Below are 13,532 nucleotides of genomic sequence, written 5' to 3' on the forward strand. Positions count from 1 at the left end.
GTTACCGGGCCTCGTCGAAGGCGGCAACGATCGTGTCGGCGAGCGCCTCGCGGTCCTCAAGCGGGAGGAACGCGGCTGCTGCAGCGTTGAGCTGGAAGACGGCGAGGTCGGTGAGGTCGTAGCCGAAGGTCTCCGCGAGCAGGTAGAGCTCGCGACTGAGCGACGTCGCGCTCATGAGGCGGTTGTCGGTGTTGACGGTCACGCGGAAGCCGAGCTGGTAGAGCAGGTCGAAGGGGTGATCGATGAGTTCATCGCCCCACTGCTCGATCGCGCCGGTCTGCAGGTTCGACGACGGGGAGAGCTCGAGGGCGATCTCGCGATCCTTCACCCACTGCGCGACCGGGCCGAGCGTGACGTAGGTGTTCTCGTCGTCCTCGCGGGCCGTCTGCACGTCTTCGGCCAGACGCACGCCGTGGCCGAGGCGCAGCGCGCGGCCGTCGAAGAGCGCACCGCGGATGCTCTCGATGCCGTCAGCCTCACCAGCGTGCACGGTGGCGGGGATGAAGTTGTGGGCGAGGTAGTCGAAGGCGTCCCGGAGGTTGCCAGCGGGGAAGCCCGCCTCGGCACCCGCGATGTCGAATCCGACGACGCCGTTGCCGAAGTGACGCTTCGCGAGTTCCGCGATCTCGAGGCCGCGGTCCGCGTGGCGCATCGCGCTGACGAGCTGGCCGACACGGATGCCATGGCCGCTGGCCGCGGCATCCGCCACTCCCGCGTCCAGGCCCTCCTGCACGGCCTCGACGGTCTGGTCGAGCGTGAGACCACGGGCGACGTGCTGCTCGGGAGCCCAGCGGATCTCGCCGTAGATCACGCCGTCTGCGGCCAGATCCTGCACGAACTCACGCGCGACACGCACGAGACCGTCATGGGTCTGCATCACGGCCGTCGTGAGGTCGAAGGTCTTGAGGTACTCCACGAGCGAGCCGGAATCGCTCTTCTCGGCGAACCACTCTCCGAGTTCGTCGGCCGTGGTGGCGGGAAGCTCGAGGCCGATCTCGCTCCCGAGATCGATGATGGTCTGCGGCCGCAACCCACCGTCGAGGTGGTCGTGCAGGGAGACCTTCGGGAGCGCGGTGATGCTTGCTCCTCCCCCGGGCATCAGGAATTCGGCAGCAGCGGGGTTCATGCCTCCAATCTACCGGGGTTCGCCCTGCAATAGGCGTGAGATCGCGGCCCCCGCCCGAGTGGCAGCGGCGACGACGTCCTCGGCGGGAATCGCGCTGAACGTCGTGGCGACGTACGGCACCGTGAGGGCGGCGATCGTGCCGGATGCATCGCTGACCGGCACCACGACATCGGTGATCCCGGCCTGGAGCGGGTCGGGCCGCACCACGGTCTCGCCCATCGTAAGCGCCCTGCCCGTCGCCGTCTCCTCCACCGCGAACTCCGCGCCGACCCGCACCCGGTAGCCGAAGTCCGCGGGGCTCTCCACCTGTGCGATCACGCGCACGCGGCCAGCATCGAGCACGCTCAGATTGCACGACTGCCGCGTGGATTCGGCGAGGTCACGCATGGGGGCGGATGCCACGGCGATGAGCCCCCGCAGTGGCGGGTTGCGGTGCGCGAGGTCGAAGAGCTTCATGGACGACGAGTACAGGCCGGACTGCGCGTCCCGCACGATGTACCCGCGCCGTTCGAGGGTCGCCAGCACGCGGAAGACCTGCCCCACGCTGCGGCCCACACCGTCCGCGATCTCGGACTGGCTGAGCTCGCCCGGCTGGTCGGCGAGCAGCTCGAGAATGTCAAGGCCCTTGTCGAGGGCAGGGGCCTGGTACGTGGAGGGCTGCTCGGCCATCAGCGGTGCGCGGCCATCGCGGCGAGCATCCGTCTCGCGATCTCGCGGTCGAGGACGTCGGGCACGGGCTGGGCGCCCGGGAGGAGCGACTCGGGTGCGGTGGCGACGCGCTCGAGGGAGAGGGACTGGAGGAGGAAGCCGAGGTCCATCGATTCGAGGGAGTTGCCCTTCGGTTCGCGGCCCGCGAGGTTAAACATGCGGCCATCGGCGAGGAGGATGACGTGGCGCCCGCCCGGGAGATCGATGCGCTCGATCGCCTCGTCGAGCACCGTCGCGCCCGTCGAGTAGGCACGCAGCGCCGGCACGTCGATCTCCCAGGGGAAGTGGCCGCAGTTGGCGAGCACGGCGCCATCCGCGACCCGCTCGAAGAACGGCTCGGTGAGCACGCCGGGGTGACCCGTCGCCGTGATGAAGACCTCTCCCCACTCGGCGAGATCCTCGAGGGGCGCGACGCGATAGCCGTCCATCGCGGCCTCGAACGCCTTGAGTTCGTCGATCTCCGCGACGGCCACCTTGCCACCGAGAGCGCGGAGGTAGTGCGCGACACCGCTGCCGCACCATCCGTAGCCCGCGACGACGAAACGCCTGCCCGGCACCATGAGGTTGGTGATGCGCATGAAGCTCTCGACGACCGACTGGCCGACCGCGTGGCGGTTCTCGCCGATCGCCTTGAGGAGACTGTCATTGATGACGATGACCGGGAACGGGATGCGACCCTCGAGCTGGGAGCGCAGGCGCAAACCGCCCGAGGTCGTCTCCTCGGTACCGCCGATGATGCGCCAGTCCTCGCCTGCACCAGCGGCGAGCGCCGCGAGATCCGCGCCGTTGTCGAGAAGGATGTCGGGGCGCGCTGCTGCCACGGCTGCCACGTTCTCGTGGTGCTGCTCGAGGCTGTCGTCACGCCGCCCGTGGACGGTCATGCCGAGGTCGCGCAGGTAGGCGACGATGTCGTCCTGCGTGGAGCCGTGGTTGCCCGTGGCGACGATCTCCGCACCTCCCGCGGCGAGGGTCTCGAGAAGCACCGCCGTCTTGGGTTCGACGTGAAGAGACATGCCGATGAGGTGGCCCGCGAAGGGACGGGATGACCCGAAGTCCTCGCGGGTTCTCGCGAGCAGTGGCATCCGCGACCGGATCCACTCGACGCGGGCGGCACCGCGTGCGCTGAGCTCGGTGCTGCTGAGATCTGTCATGCGCTCGATTCTACATATACGAATGTCATTTTCATATGCGTCGGCAGTATGCTCGGCTCATGGCGCGAAAGATCATCCTCGACTGCGACCCCGGCCACGACGACGCGATCGCGATGCTGCTCGCCTGGGGCAGCCCAGCGATCGACCTCGTCGGCGTGACGACGGTCATGGGCAACCAGACGATCGAGAAGGTCACGCGCAATGCCCGGGCGGTAGCCAGAGTCGGTGGGATGACGGGAGTCCCGATCGCTCGCGGTTCCCACCGCCCGCTCGTGCGCGAGGTCGAAGTCGCGGAGTCGATCCACGGCGACTCCGGGCTGGACGGGCCCGTGCTGCCCGAGCCCGTCGGCGAACTGGACCCGCGCCATGCCGTCGACTTCATCATCGACACCGTCATGGCCTCCGAGCCCGGGGAGATCACGCTCGTGCCCACGGGTGCGCTCACGAACATCGCCCTCGCCGTGCGCAAGGAGCCACGCATCGCCTCGCGCGTTCGCGAGGTCGTGCTCATGGGCGGCGGTGTGAACGTGGGCAACTGGAGCGCGACGAGCGAGTTCAACATCGTCATCGACCCGGAGGCCGCGCACATCGTCTTCAACGAAACGTGGCCGCTCACGATGGTGGGGCTCGACCTCACCCACGATGCGCTCGCGACCCCCTCCGTCGCAGCGGCGATCGCCGCTGTCGGCACTCCGCCAGCCCGTTTTGTGGGCGAGCTGCTCGAGTTCTTCGGAGAGACCTACAAGGACCAGCAGGGCTTCGAGTACCCGCCAGTGCACGACCCCTGCGCCGTCGCCTACGTGATCGACCAGTCCGTGATGGAGACGGTGCGGGTTCCGCTCGATATCGAGCTCGCGGGCACCCTCACCCTCGGCATGACTGTGGCCGATTTCAGGGCCCCTGCCCCGGACGACTGCACGACACAGGTGGCCCGCACTCTGGACCATCCCAAGTTCTGGGCCCTCGTCGTCGACGCGCTAGAGCGCATCGGCGACCCGAGCCTTCCGAGGTAAGCCGAACTGCCCCTCAGAGCAGGTAATTAGGGACGGATCGGCTTACCTCAGCAGGCCTGTGGAGAGACCGGCTCGTAATCGGGCCGGCGGTCGGACGATTGGTGGATGCCACGCCCGCTGCCAGAGTCCGTTGGGGGTCGACCCTTCCGCGTGGACGAGGCACTTCGCGCGGGCGTCACGGAGAAACGGCTCCGCGGCAGCGACCTCGCCGCGCCGTTCTGGGGCGTGCGCGCGACTGCGAGCACGACACTCGTCGAACGCGCACGCGCGTTCGCGGCGCGAATGCAGGTCGGTGCGTTCTTCTCGCACGCGACAGCGGCGCTGCTCTGGGGCATCCCCTTGCCCCGCGAACTGGCCGAGGATGCGTCGCTCCATGTCTCCGTCCCGGGAGAGCGCCGGGGGCCGAGTGGAGCGGAGTCGCCGGACACCACCTCCAGGTCACGGAACAGGACATCGTCCTGCGGGGCGACATCCGCGTCACGTCGCTCGCGAGAACGGCGTGTGACCTCGCGGCATCACTGCACGATGAAGAGTTGCTCGCAGCGATCGACAACATCCTGTGGTGGCGACGGCCGACCAACCAGCGCGCGACCGGTGCCGGGCTGAAGGCGACGGTCCACCGCTTCCGCGGTCGACGGGGACGGGCTCGCCTCTTCGAGATGACGGCGCTCGCGTCTGACAGATCAGACGCACCGCCGGAGTCAGCCTTCCGCTTGCGCTTCCTGCGCGCGGGTTTTCCCGAGTGCCGTCCGAACGAGCGGATCTACGACACATCGGGGCGTTTTCTGGCGATGCCAGATCTTCAGTTCTCCAAGTACAAGATGGCTTTTGACTATGAGGGCGATCATCATCGCACTGACCGCGCACAGTGGCGAAAGGATCTTGCCCGCGTGCCTCGCCTCCAGGACGCAGGATGGCACCACACCCGCCTCTCCGGCGATGACCTGGCCGACGACCGAGATGCCATCGGCCGAGCAAGGCGCACTCTGGTCGCGCGAGGCTGGTCCCCCACGCGCTGAGGTAAGCCAACCGGCCCGTCCAGGAGCCGAAATAAGGGCGGATCGGCTTACCTCGGAAAGCGCTACGCGATGCGGGCGGCTATGAGGGGGGTGAGGGTCGGGGGGTCCTGCGTGATCGCGTAGGCGCCGTCCAGGGCCTCGAGGGCGCGCTCGAAGCGGGCTGGCTCGTCGGCGTGGAGCGTGAACAGGGGCTGGCCCTTGGTCACGGCATCCCCCAGCTTGGCGTGCAGGTCGATCCCCGCGGCGTGCTGCACCGGGTCCTCCTTGCGCGCGCGTCCGGCACCCAGGCGCCAGGCGGCCACGCCGAACGGCAGTGCCTCCTGGATCGACAGGATGCCGTCGGCCTGAGCGGTGACCGTGTGCGACTCCCGCGGCTCCGGCAACGCGGCATCCGGGTCCCCACCCTGCGCGCGGATCATGGCGTTCCAGGTGTCCATCGCGCGGCCGTCCTGCAATGCGGCCTCGACATCGGCGTCGGGCTGCCCCGCGAGTGCGAGCATCTCGCGCGCGAGTGCGACCGTGAGCTCCACGACATCCGCTGGCCCACCACCGGCGAGCACCTCGACTGACTCGCGCACCTCGTTGGCGTTGCCGATGGCGAGGCCAAGCGGCACGTTCATGTTGGTGAGGAGGGCGACCGTGTTGACGCCGGCGTCCTTGCCGAGGCGCACCATCGTCTCGGCGAGCTCGCGGCTGCGATCCTGGTCCTTCATGAACGCGCCGGAGCCGAACTTCACGTCGAGCACGAGCGATGCCGTGCCCTCCGCGATCTTCTTCGACATGATCGAGGAGGCGATCAGTGGGATCGACTCCACCGTGCCCGTGATGTCGCGCAGTGCGTACAGCTTGCCGTCGGCTGGCGCTAGACCGGAGCCCGCAGCGCAGATGACCGCACCAACAGCCTCGAGTTGGGCGTAGAACTCGTCGTTCGACAGCTTCGCGCGCCATCCCGGGATGCTCTCGAGCTTGTCGAGGGTGCCGCCCGTGTGGCCGAGCCCGCGGCCCGAGAGCTGCGGAACGGCGACCCCGAAGGATGCCACGAGTGGAGCCAGCGGCAGCGTGATCTTGTCCCCCACACCGCCAGTGGAGTGCTTGTCGGTGGTCGGCTTGGCGAGCCCGTCGAACGACAGGGTCTCGCCCGAGGCGATCATCGCGAGCGTGAGATCACGCACCTCCTCGCGGCCCATGCCGTTGAGGAAGATCGCCATCGCCATCGCGGCCATCTGCTCGTCACCCACGTACCCGCGCGTGTAGGCGTCGACGAGCCAGCTGATCTGCTCGGTCGAGAGCGTTCCGTGGTCGCGCTTGGCGTGGATCAGGTCGACAACGTCGAAGGGTTCTACTGGCATGGTGTCCTTCGTTGGTGAGATTTCGACAAGCTCAATCAGCAGGGTGGTTGCTCAATCAGCAGGGGTCGCGCGGTAGGCCTCGAGAGTGCGCGGCCCGAACGCATCCGGGATCACCTCGTCGATCGTCTTGATTCCGGAGACTGTCTCGAGGAGCATCCCCTCGGCCGAGTGCTCGAACAGCAGCTGGCGGCACCGACCGCACGGCATGAGCGCGTTGCCGTGCCCGTCCACGCACGTGAACGCGACGAGCTTGCCGCCGCCGGTCATGTGCAGGGATGACACGAGCGCGCACTCCGCGCACAGTGTCAGGCCGTACGACGCGTTCTCGACATTCGCGCCGGAGATCACGCGGCCGTCGTCGACGATCGCTGCGACACCGACCGGGAAGTTCGAGTACGGAACGTAGGCGTGCGCCAGAGCCTCCTTGGCGACGCCCCGCAGGGCGTCCCAGTCGGCGTCGGTCTGCGGAAGGAAACTGCCGGTGCCCTGAGGCTCTGAAAGGGTCATGACTTCACGTACGGCTTTCCCGCGGCAGCGGGGCCGCGCACTCGTCCTACCAGGCCCGCGACGGCGAAGATCGTCACGAGGTACGGGAGCATCAGCATGAACTCGCTCGGCACAGGTGACCCAATGATCGAGAGCGCTGACTGGAGGTTGCTGGCGAACCCGAAGAGGAGGGCAGCGAGCGTTGCACGGATCGGATCCCACCGTCCGAAGATGACCGCGGCAAGCGCGATGAAGCCAGCGCCAGCGGTCATTTCCTTGTTGAACGCGCCCACGGAACCCAGGGTGAAGTAGGCGCCACCGAGCCCTGCGATCGCGCCAGCGAGCAGGACGTTCCAGAAACGCGTTCCCGTGACGTTGATGCCCACCGTATCTGCTGCTTGCGGATGCTCACCGACGGAGCGCAACCGCAGGCCCCAGCGAGTCTTGAAGAGGGCGAACCACACGAGGAAGACCGCGATGTACATGATGTAGACGATGATCGTCTGCCGGAACAGAACGGGTCCGAGGATGGGGATCTCACTGAGGAGAGGGATATTGATGCGGTCGAACCTCGGAGGGCTGTTGAGCACCGAGGCGTTCGGGGCCAGCACCGTCGAGAACAGGAAGCTCGTCAGACCCACCACGAGCACGTTCAGCACCACACCGACGATCACCTGGTCGACGAAGTACTTGATGGAGAACGCGGCCAGAACGAAGGAAACGAGTACGCCAGCCACCATGGCGGCAGCGAGTCCGAGAAGGGGCTGACCAGTCGCTGAGGCGACGAGCGCCGACACGAATGCTCCCGCGAGAAGCTGCCCCTCGATGGCCACATTCACCACGCCGACGCGTTCGGAGATGACCCCGCCCAGCGCACCGAAGATTAACGGGACGCTCAGACCGACGGCGCCGACGAGGAGGCTGGTCACAAGAACGTCCAGCGACGATCCCGCCGCGACCCACGTCAGGAATCCGAACATGAAGATGACGGCGAAGATCGCGATGAGCCACACGGGTGTGCGTCGCGCACTCCACGAGAGGTAGATCGACACGGCTGTCAGGAGGACGAGCAGGAGGGCCGCGATCGAGCCTGCGAGCGGGGCATCCACCCTGACCACGGGGAGCTGAATTGCATCAGCGGTCGTGGAGAAACTGAACCCTGTGGTGCCGGGCCGAGAGAACACCACAAACAGGATGCTGATCGCGGCGAAGATCCCCAGGCCGATCGGCGGCTTCCAGCTGCGGGTCACCGCCGTCTCGAGCTGCATCGTCGACAGGGACGCTGCTGGCGATACTGTGCTCACTTGGCCACCTCCACTTTCGTGCGGGACCGCGGCGCGGACCCGGGTATCGGAAGTCGGAAGATCGACCGAACGAGCGGCGGGGCCGCGATGAAGAGCACGATGAGGGACTGGACGACCAGAACGATGTCGATTGGCACGCCCTGAGCTGCCTGCATCGAGTAGCCGCCGGCCTTGAGCGCACCGAAGAGAACGCCAGCGACGAACACACCGACCGGCTTCGACCGGCCGAGCAGTGCAACCGTGATGGCATCGAAGCCGATGCTCGCATCGATTCCGGCCGTGAACCCTGTTGTGACGGTACCGAGCACCTGGTTGACGCCCGCGAGTCCCACAAGGGCACCCGACATCACCATCGCCCAGACGTAGACGTTCTTGACGTTGATTCCCGCGATCTTCGCGGCATTCGGGTTCTCACCGACCGCCCTGAAACGGAACCCCATGCTCGATCGGTTGATGAAGTACCAGAACCAGATCGTCACGGCGATCGCGAGGATGAAGCCGAAATGCAGGTTGAACTGGTCACCGAGGATCTTCGGGAACACGGCGGTCGGCAGCATTGCCGCCGACTTCGGGTTGGTGGATCCGGGTGCCTGCAGTGCCCACTGCTGGGTCAGCAGGTAGGAGATGAGGTAGAACGCGACGTAGTTGAGCATGATCGTCACGATCACCTCGTGCGCCCCAGTGCGGGCTTTGAGAAGCCCAACGATGGCTCCCCAGATCGCGCCAGCAAGAACGCCGGCGAGCACCGCGACAATGACGTGGATGCCCGCAGGCAGCGGCCACGCGAATCCGACGTAGCCCGCGGCTCCCGCCGCCACCAGCATCTGGCCGCGGCCACCGATGTTGAACAGACCCGCGCGGAACGCGAGTGCGACACCGAGGCCCGCGGTGATGAGCGGAGTGGCGAACTTGAGCGTCTCTGTGAACGGACGGATGCCACGAACGAAGTCGTCGGCTCTGAAGTTGTAGATCGAACCCTGGAACATGGCGACATAGGCGCCGGAGATGGCATCCCAGATCGCGGAGAACGTGTCAGCGGGCCGGGAGAAGAAGTACCCGGAGGCCGTCTGCACGTCTTTGTCGGTGAGGGCGATCAGGATTCCCCCGGCGAGGAGGGCAAGCACGACGGCGAGCACCGAGATCATCGCGCTGCCGCCCAGGATGTCCCTGAGCACCTGCTGCGCACGCGACGGCGGTGCCACCTCATTGGGCTGCTGACCCGCCTCGAGGGTGGTGTCCGCGCTGCCCGGTGTTGGTGTGGTGCTGGTGATCTTCGGGTCGGTCATGCTGCCTCCCCCGCACTCGGGTCTGCGGGATGATCGGGGTGTTCGCCGGCCATCATGAGACCGAGCACTTCGCGGGGGGTATCGCCGGGCACGATCCCGACGATGCCACCCCGGTACATGACCGCGATGCGGTCCGCGAGAGCGGCAACCTCGTCGAGCTCGGTCGAGACCACGATGACGGGCACACCGGCATCCCTCGCCTGAACGATGCGGGTATGCACGAACTCGATCGAGCCGACGTCGAGACCGCGCGTGGGCTGCGCGGCGACGAAGAGCTTGAGGTCACGGCTCAGCTCGCGGGCCAGGACGACCTTCTGCTGGTTGCCACCGGAGAGCCTGCCGACGTGGGTCTCGATTCCCTGGGCACGGATGTCGAACTCGGTGATCTTCTCCTCGGCGAACTCGGAGAGGTAGCGCAACTGGAGGGTGCCGGCCTTCACGAAGGGCGGGCCGTCCGACCGGTCGAGCATGAGGTTCTCGGCGATCGTGAACTCCGCGACAAGCCCGTCCTCCTTGCGATCCTCCGGCACGAAGCCAACGCCCGCGTTCAGTACCCTCCGGACGCCGAGTCCGGTGAGCTGCACGCCACCGAGCCTGATCTCGCCGGTGACCCGGGGTTGGAGTCCGAGGATGGCCTCAGTGAGTTCGGTCTGACCGTTGCCCTGGACGCCAGCGATCGCGAGTATCTCGCCCTCGTGAACGTCGAAGCTCACGTTGTTGACGACGAGCTGGTTACGCGGGTCGATGACGGAGAGGTTAGTGACGGTGAGGGCCACGGGCCCCGGCTTGGCCGGGCCCTTGTCGATCATGAGGTCAACGGCACGGCCGACCATGAGCGAGGCGAGTTCCTCGTTGGTGTCGGTCGGGGACGCCTCGCCAACGACCTTGCCCAGGCGGATGACGGTGATGCGATCCGCGACCTCGCGAACCTCGCGCAACTTGTGCGTGATGAAGACGATGGAGGTGCCGGACTCCTTGAGCTGGCGCATGATGCCGATGAGCTCGTCGGTCTCCTGGGGGGTGAGCACGGCGGTGGGCTCGTCGAACACGAGCACACGGGCATCCCGCGAGAGGGCCTTGATGATCTCGACGCGCTGCTGGACGCCGACGGGGAGGTCGTCTACAAGGGCATCGGGATCGACATCGAAGCCGAAGCGGGCCGAGATCTCTCGAACCTTCGCGCGCGCTCCCTCGAGATCGAGGCGGCCGCCGAACTTCGTCTCCTCGTGCCCGAGCATGACGTTCTCGGCGACCGTGAAGACAGGGATGAGCATGAAGTGCTGGTGCACCATGCCGATGCCTGCGTTCATCGCATCGCCCGGGCCTGAGAAGTGCTGGACCTCGTCGTCCAGGAGGATCTCGCCCTCATCGGCCTGGTACAGGCCGTAGAGCACGTTCATGAGTGTTGACTTTCCTGCGCCGTTCTCGCCCAGGAGGCAGTGGATCTCGCCCGGCTCGACCGTGAGGTCAATGTGGTCGTTGGCGACCAGCGAACCGAACCTCTTGGTGATCCCGCGAAGCTCCAGTTTCATGCTGTCCAATCTAATCTCCGCGCAGGGAAAGGCGCAGTTAAAGAAGGCCGGGGAGACCAGCGTGGCTGGCCTCCCCGACCGGGTCTCACTCCGTGTTACGGGTTGAGGTACGACGTGACAGGGATGCTGCCGTCGATGATTCCCGCAGCGATCTCGTCGAGCTGGCCCGAGAGGTCGGGCGACACAAGGTCCTCGAAGTTGTGGAACGGCGCGAGGCCGACTCCGTCGTTCGCGAGGGTTCCGACGTACGCCTCGTTCGAGAAGTTGCCGGCTGCTGCGTCGGAGACCACGGCGGCCGTGGCCGTCTTGATGCCCTTGAGGATCGACGTCAGGATGATGTCGGCCGTCGAGGGGTCGGTCTCGAACAGGTCAGCGTCAACACCAACGAGCGCGATCTCCTTGCCGGAGTCCGCGATGGCGGCAACGGCGCTCTGGTAGATCGGTCCACCGACGGGCAGGAGGATGTCCGCACCCTGGTCGATGAAGTTCTGCGCGGTCGTCTTCGCAACGTCGTTGGCCTCGAAGCCACCCGTGAAGGTGGACGTCTCGCCGTCGCCGGTCCAGCCGAGGACCTTGACGTCCTTGCCGTTCTGCTCGTTGTAGTAGGTGACACCCTGGGCGAAGCCGTCCATGAAGATCGTGACGGTCGGGAAGTTCATGCCACCCCACGTCGCGACCGTTCCGGTCTTCGTGTAGCTCGCCGCTGCGTAGCCGGCGAGGAACGCGGCCTGGGCGGTGTCGAAGATGATCGGCTTGGTGTTGTCGAAGTCGACCGCACCATCGAAGTCGGCGTCTGCCGCGTCGTCGATCAGCGCGAACTCGACGTCGGGGTTCGCCTCAGCGGCCTCGAGGGTCGCAGCGGAGAGCGCGAAGCCGACCGTGACGATGAGGTCGCAGCCCTGGCCGAGAAGGCTCTCGATGTTGGGTGCGTAGTCGGTCTCCGAGGCGGACTCGACGGTGATCGGCTCAACGCCGATCTCAGCGGCGGCCTCGAGGAGGCCCTCGTAGCCGAGCTGGTTGAACGACTTGTCGTCGAAGCCGCCAGCGTCGGAAACCATGCAGGGAAGGAAGTCAACGGCGGCGGTGTCGTCGCCGCCCTCTTCTGGTGCTGCTGCGCAGCCGGCGAGCAGCAGTGCGCCCGTTCCGACCAGTGCGATGCCGCTGATGACGCGGCCGCGAGTGATTCTCAAGGTGTCCTCCAAGATGCAGCCCAGCGGGACAGCTGGGACTTAGTGGAGTACACGTTACCTAAAGTTACGACCCGCGAAACGGCTGGGAGCAGGACGTGGCCGAATGGTTACACAGTAGCGACCGGACTGTAACGCGCCGGACACATTTTCGGCCCTGACCGGCACATTCTTCGCCCCGGGGATGCCACTCCTAGAGTACGTCGTTGCTGCCAGACAGCCGCAGGGCGTCCACCACCGACTTCACCCGCTGGGCGTTCGCAGTGGTGGTCACGAGAAGGGCGTCGGGGGTGTCCACGACGACGATGTCGGTGACGCCGATGAGCGAGATCATGCGCTTGCTCTGGCTGACCACGATTCCCGTCGAGGCGTCGGCGAGCACTCGGGCGTTCTCGCCGAGGATCGCGAGATCGGACTTGCGCCCGCCCGAGTGGAGCTTGGCGATCGAGGCGAAGTCGCCGACGTCATCCCAGTCGAAGTCACCGGGGACCACCACGAGCCGACCCACGGCAGCGGCGGGCTCCGCGACGGTGTAGTCGATGGCGATCTTCGTGAGCGTCGGCCAGACCTTGTCCACCACGGCGCCACGGCGCGGGGTGTCCCAGGCGTCCGCGAGCTCATTGATTCCCGCGAGCAGCTCCGGGTCGGATTCGCCGAGCTGCTTGAGCAGCACGTCGGCGCGGGCGATGAACATCCCGCCGTTCCAGAGGTACCCGCCATCCTCGAGGTACCGTTCCGCGGTCGCCAGGTCCGGCTTCTCCACGAACGAGCTCGCGACGACCGCGTTGGGAGCCCCGTCGATCGCGAGCGGGCCAGCGCAGTGGATGTAACCGAAACCGATCGCCGGTTCCGTCGGCGTGATGCCGATCGTGGCGATGTAGCCGGCACGAGCGGCGGCGACACCCTCCTGCACCGCGCGACGGAAGCCGCGGGTGTCACGGATCACGTGGTCTGCGGCGAACGACCCGATGATGACGTCGGGTTCACGGCGCAGCAGCACGGCGGCGGCAAGGCCGATGGCCGCGGAGGAGTCGCGCGGTTCGCTCTCGAGAACCACGTTGGGGTCCTCGAGAGCCGGAAGCTGGCCCTCGACGGCGGCGCGGTGGGCGCGCCCGGTGACGACCATGATGCGGTCGGCGCCCGAGAGGGGAACGAGGCGGTCCCAGGTGTCCTTGAGGAGGGTCTGGCCGGAGCCCGTGAGGTCGTGCAGGAACTTCGGCGCGTCAGCGCGCGACAGCGGCCACAGCCGAGACCCGATGCCCCCGGCCGGTATCACGCTGTAGAAATCGTCGATCGGTCCCCCGGATGCACTCATGGCACCCGATTCTAGGGTGCTGCCCTCGGTGCGACGCCCGACATGCACCCGCCATC

General features: G+C 66.8%; 12 protein-coding genes. 2 read left to right on the forward strand and 10 right to left on the reverse strand.

The window, feature by feature from the left end:
* Nucleotide 1 precedes the first annotated feature (1 nt).
* From HDC94_RS13790 to HDC94_RS13800, 3 genes are read right to left on the reverse strand one after another with little or no spacing between them, the layout of a single operon-like run.
* Entirely contained in the window at nucleotides 2–1,126 is a 1,125-nt protein-coding gene (locus tag HDC94_RS13790; RefSeq protein ID WP_179498521.1) for an adenosine deaminase, read from the reverse strand.
* A gap of 9 nt (nucleotides 1,127–1,135) precedes the next feature.
* The gene (locus HDC94_RS13795) at nucleotides 1,136–1,795 is read right to left on the reverse strand and encodes an IclR family transcriptional regulator (protein WP_179498523.1); all 660 of its coding nucleotides are present in this window, start codon (nucleotides 1,793–1,795) and stop codon (nucleotides 1,136–1,138) included.
* On the reverse strand, nucleotides 1,795–2,985 hold the full coding sequence (locus HDC94_RS13800) for an adenosylhomocysteinase (RefSeq protein ID WP_179498525.1): 1,191 nt from the start codon (nucleotides 2,983–2,985) through the stop codon (nucleotides 1,795–1,797). The genes HDC94_RS13795 and HDC94_RS13800 overlap by 1 nt, the downstream gene beginning before the upstream one ends.
* Before the next feature lie 59 nt (nucleotides 2,986–3,044).
* Between HDC94_RS13800 and HDC94_RS13805 the strand changes: the two genes are divergently transcribed.
* Both HDC94_RS13805 and HDC94_RS13810 read left to right on the forward strand, forming a co-directional pair.
* Nucleotides 3,045–3,998 carry a nucleoside hydrolase gene (locus HDC94_RS13805; protein ID WP_179498526.1) on the forward strand — a complete coding sequence of 318 codons (954 nt, stop codon included), beginning with the start codon at nucleotides 3,045–3,047 and terminating at the stop codon, nucleotides 3,996–3,998.
* A 533-nt stretch (nucleotides 3,999–4,531) separates the two neighbouring features.
* The gene (locus HDC94_RS13810; RefSeq protein WP_179498527.1) at nucleotides 4,532–5,017 is read left to right on the forward strand and encodes a hypothetical protein; all 486 of its coding nucleotides are present in this window, start codon (nucleotides 4,532–4,534) and stop codon (nucleotides 5,015–5,017) included.
* Between the two features lie 62 nt (nucleotides 5,018–5,079).
* Here HDC94_RS13810 and HDC94_RS13815 read toward each other — a convergent pair whose 3' ends face one another.
* The 7 genes from HDC94_RS13815 to HDC94_RS13845 form a co-directional block, all read right to left on the reverse strand.
* On the reverse strand, nucleotides 5,080–6,366 hold the full coding sequence (locus HDC94_RS13815) for a thymidine phosphorylase (protein WP_179498528.1): 1,287 nt from the start codon (nucleotides 6,364–6,366) through the stop codon (nucleotides 5,080–5,082).
* A 51-nt stretch (nucleotides 6,367–6,417) separates the two neighbouring features.
* Nucleotides 6,418–6,873, reverse strand: coding sequence for a cytidine deaminase (locus HDC94_RS13820; RefSeq protein WP_179498529.1), 456 nt, complete (start codon nucleotides 6,871–6,873; stop codon nucleotides 6,418–6,420).
* Nucleotides 6,870–8,156 (reverse strand): ABC transporter permease, encoded by a 1,287-nt coding sequence (locus tag HDC94_RS13825; RefSeq protein ID WP_374757276.1) that lies wholly within the window; start codon nucleotides 8,154–8,156, stop codon nucleotides 6,870–6,872. The genes HDC94_RS13820 and HDC94_RS13825 overlap by 4 nt, the downstream gene beginning before the upstream one ends.
* Nucleotides 8,153–9,442 (reverse strand): ABC transporter permease, encoded by a 1,290-nt coding sequence (locus tag HDC94_RS13830; protein WP_179498530.1) that lies wholly within the window; start codon nucleotides 9,440–9,442, stop codon nucleotides 8,153–8,155. The genes HDC94_RS13825 and HDC94_RS13830 overlap by 4 nt, the downstream gene beginning before the upstream one ends.
* Entirely contained in the window at nucleotides 9,439–10,974 is a 1,536-nt protein-coding gene (locus HDC94_RS13835) for an ABC transporter ATP-binding protein (RefSeq protein ID WP_179498531.1), read from the reverse strand. Before HDC94_RS13835 ends, HDC94_RS13830 begins: the two co-directional genes overlap by 4 nt.
* Nucleotides 10,975–11,069: 95 nt before the next feature.
* The gene (locus tag HDC94_RS13840; protein WP_179498532.1) at nucleotides 11,070–12,164 is read right to left on the reverse strand and encodes a BMP family protein; all 1,095 of its coding nucleotides are present in this window, start codon (nucleotides 12,162–12,164) and stop codon (nucleotides 11,070–11,072) included.
* Nucleotides 12,165–12,354: 190 nt separating this feature from the next.
* Entirely contained in the window at nucleotides 12,355–13,476 is a 1,122-nt protein-coding gene (locus HDC94_RS13845) for a mannose-1-phosphate guanylyltransferase (protein ID WP_179498533.1), read from the reverse strand.
* Nucleotides 13,477–13,532: the final 56 nt, after the last annotated feature.

This window comes from Leifsonia sp. AK011, from assembly GCF_013410945.1.
Taxonomy (GTDB): Bacteria; Actinomycetota; Actinomycetes; order Actinomycetales; family Microbacteriaceae; genus Rhodoglobus.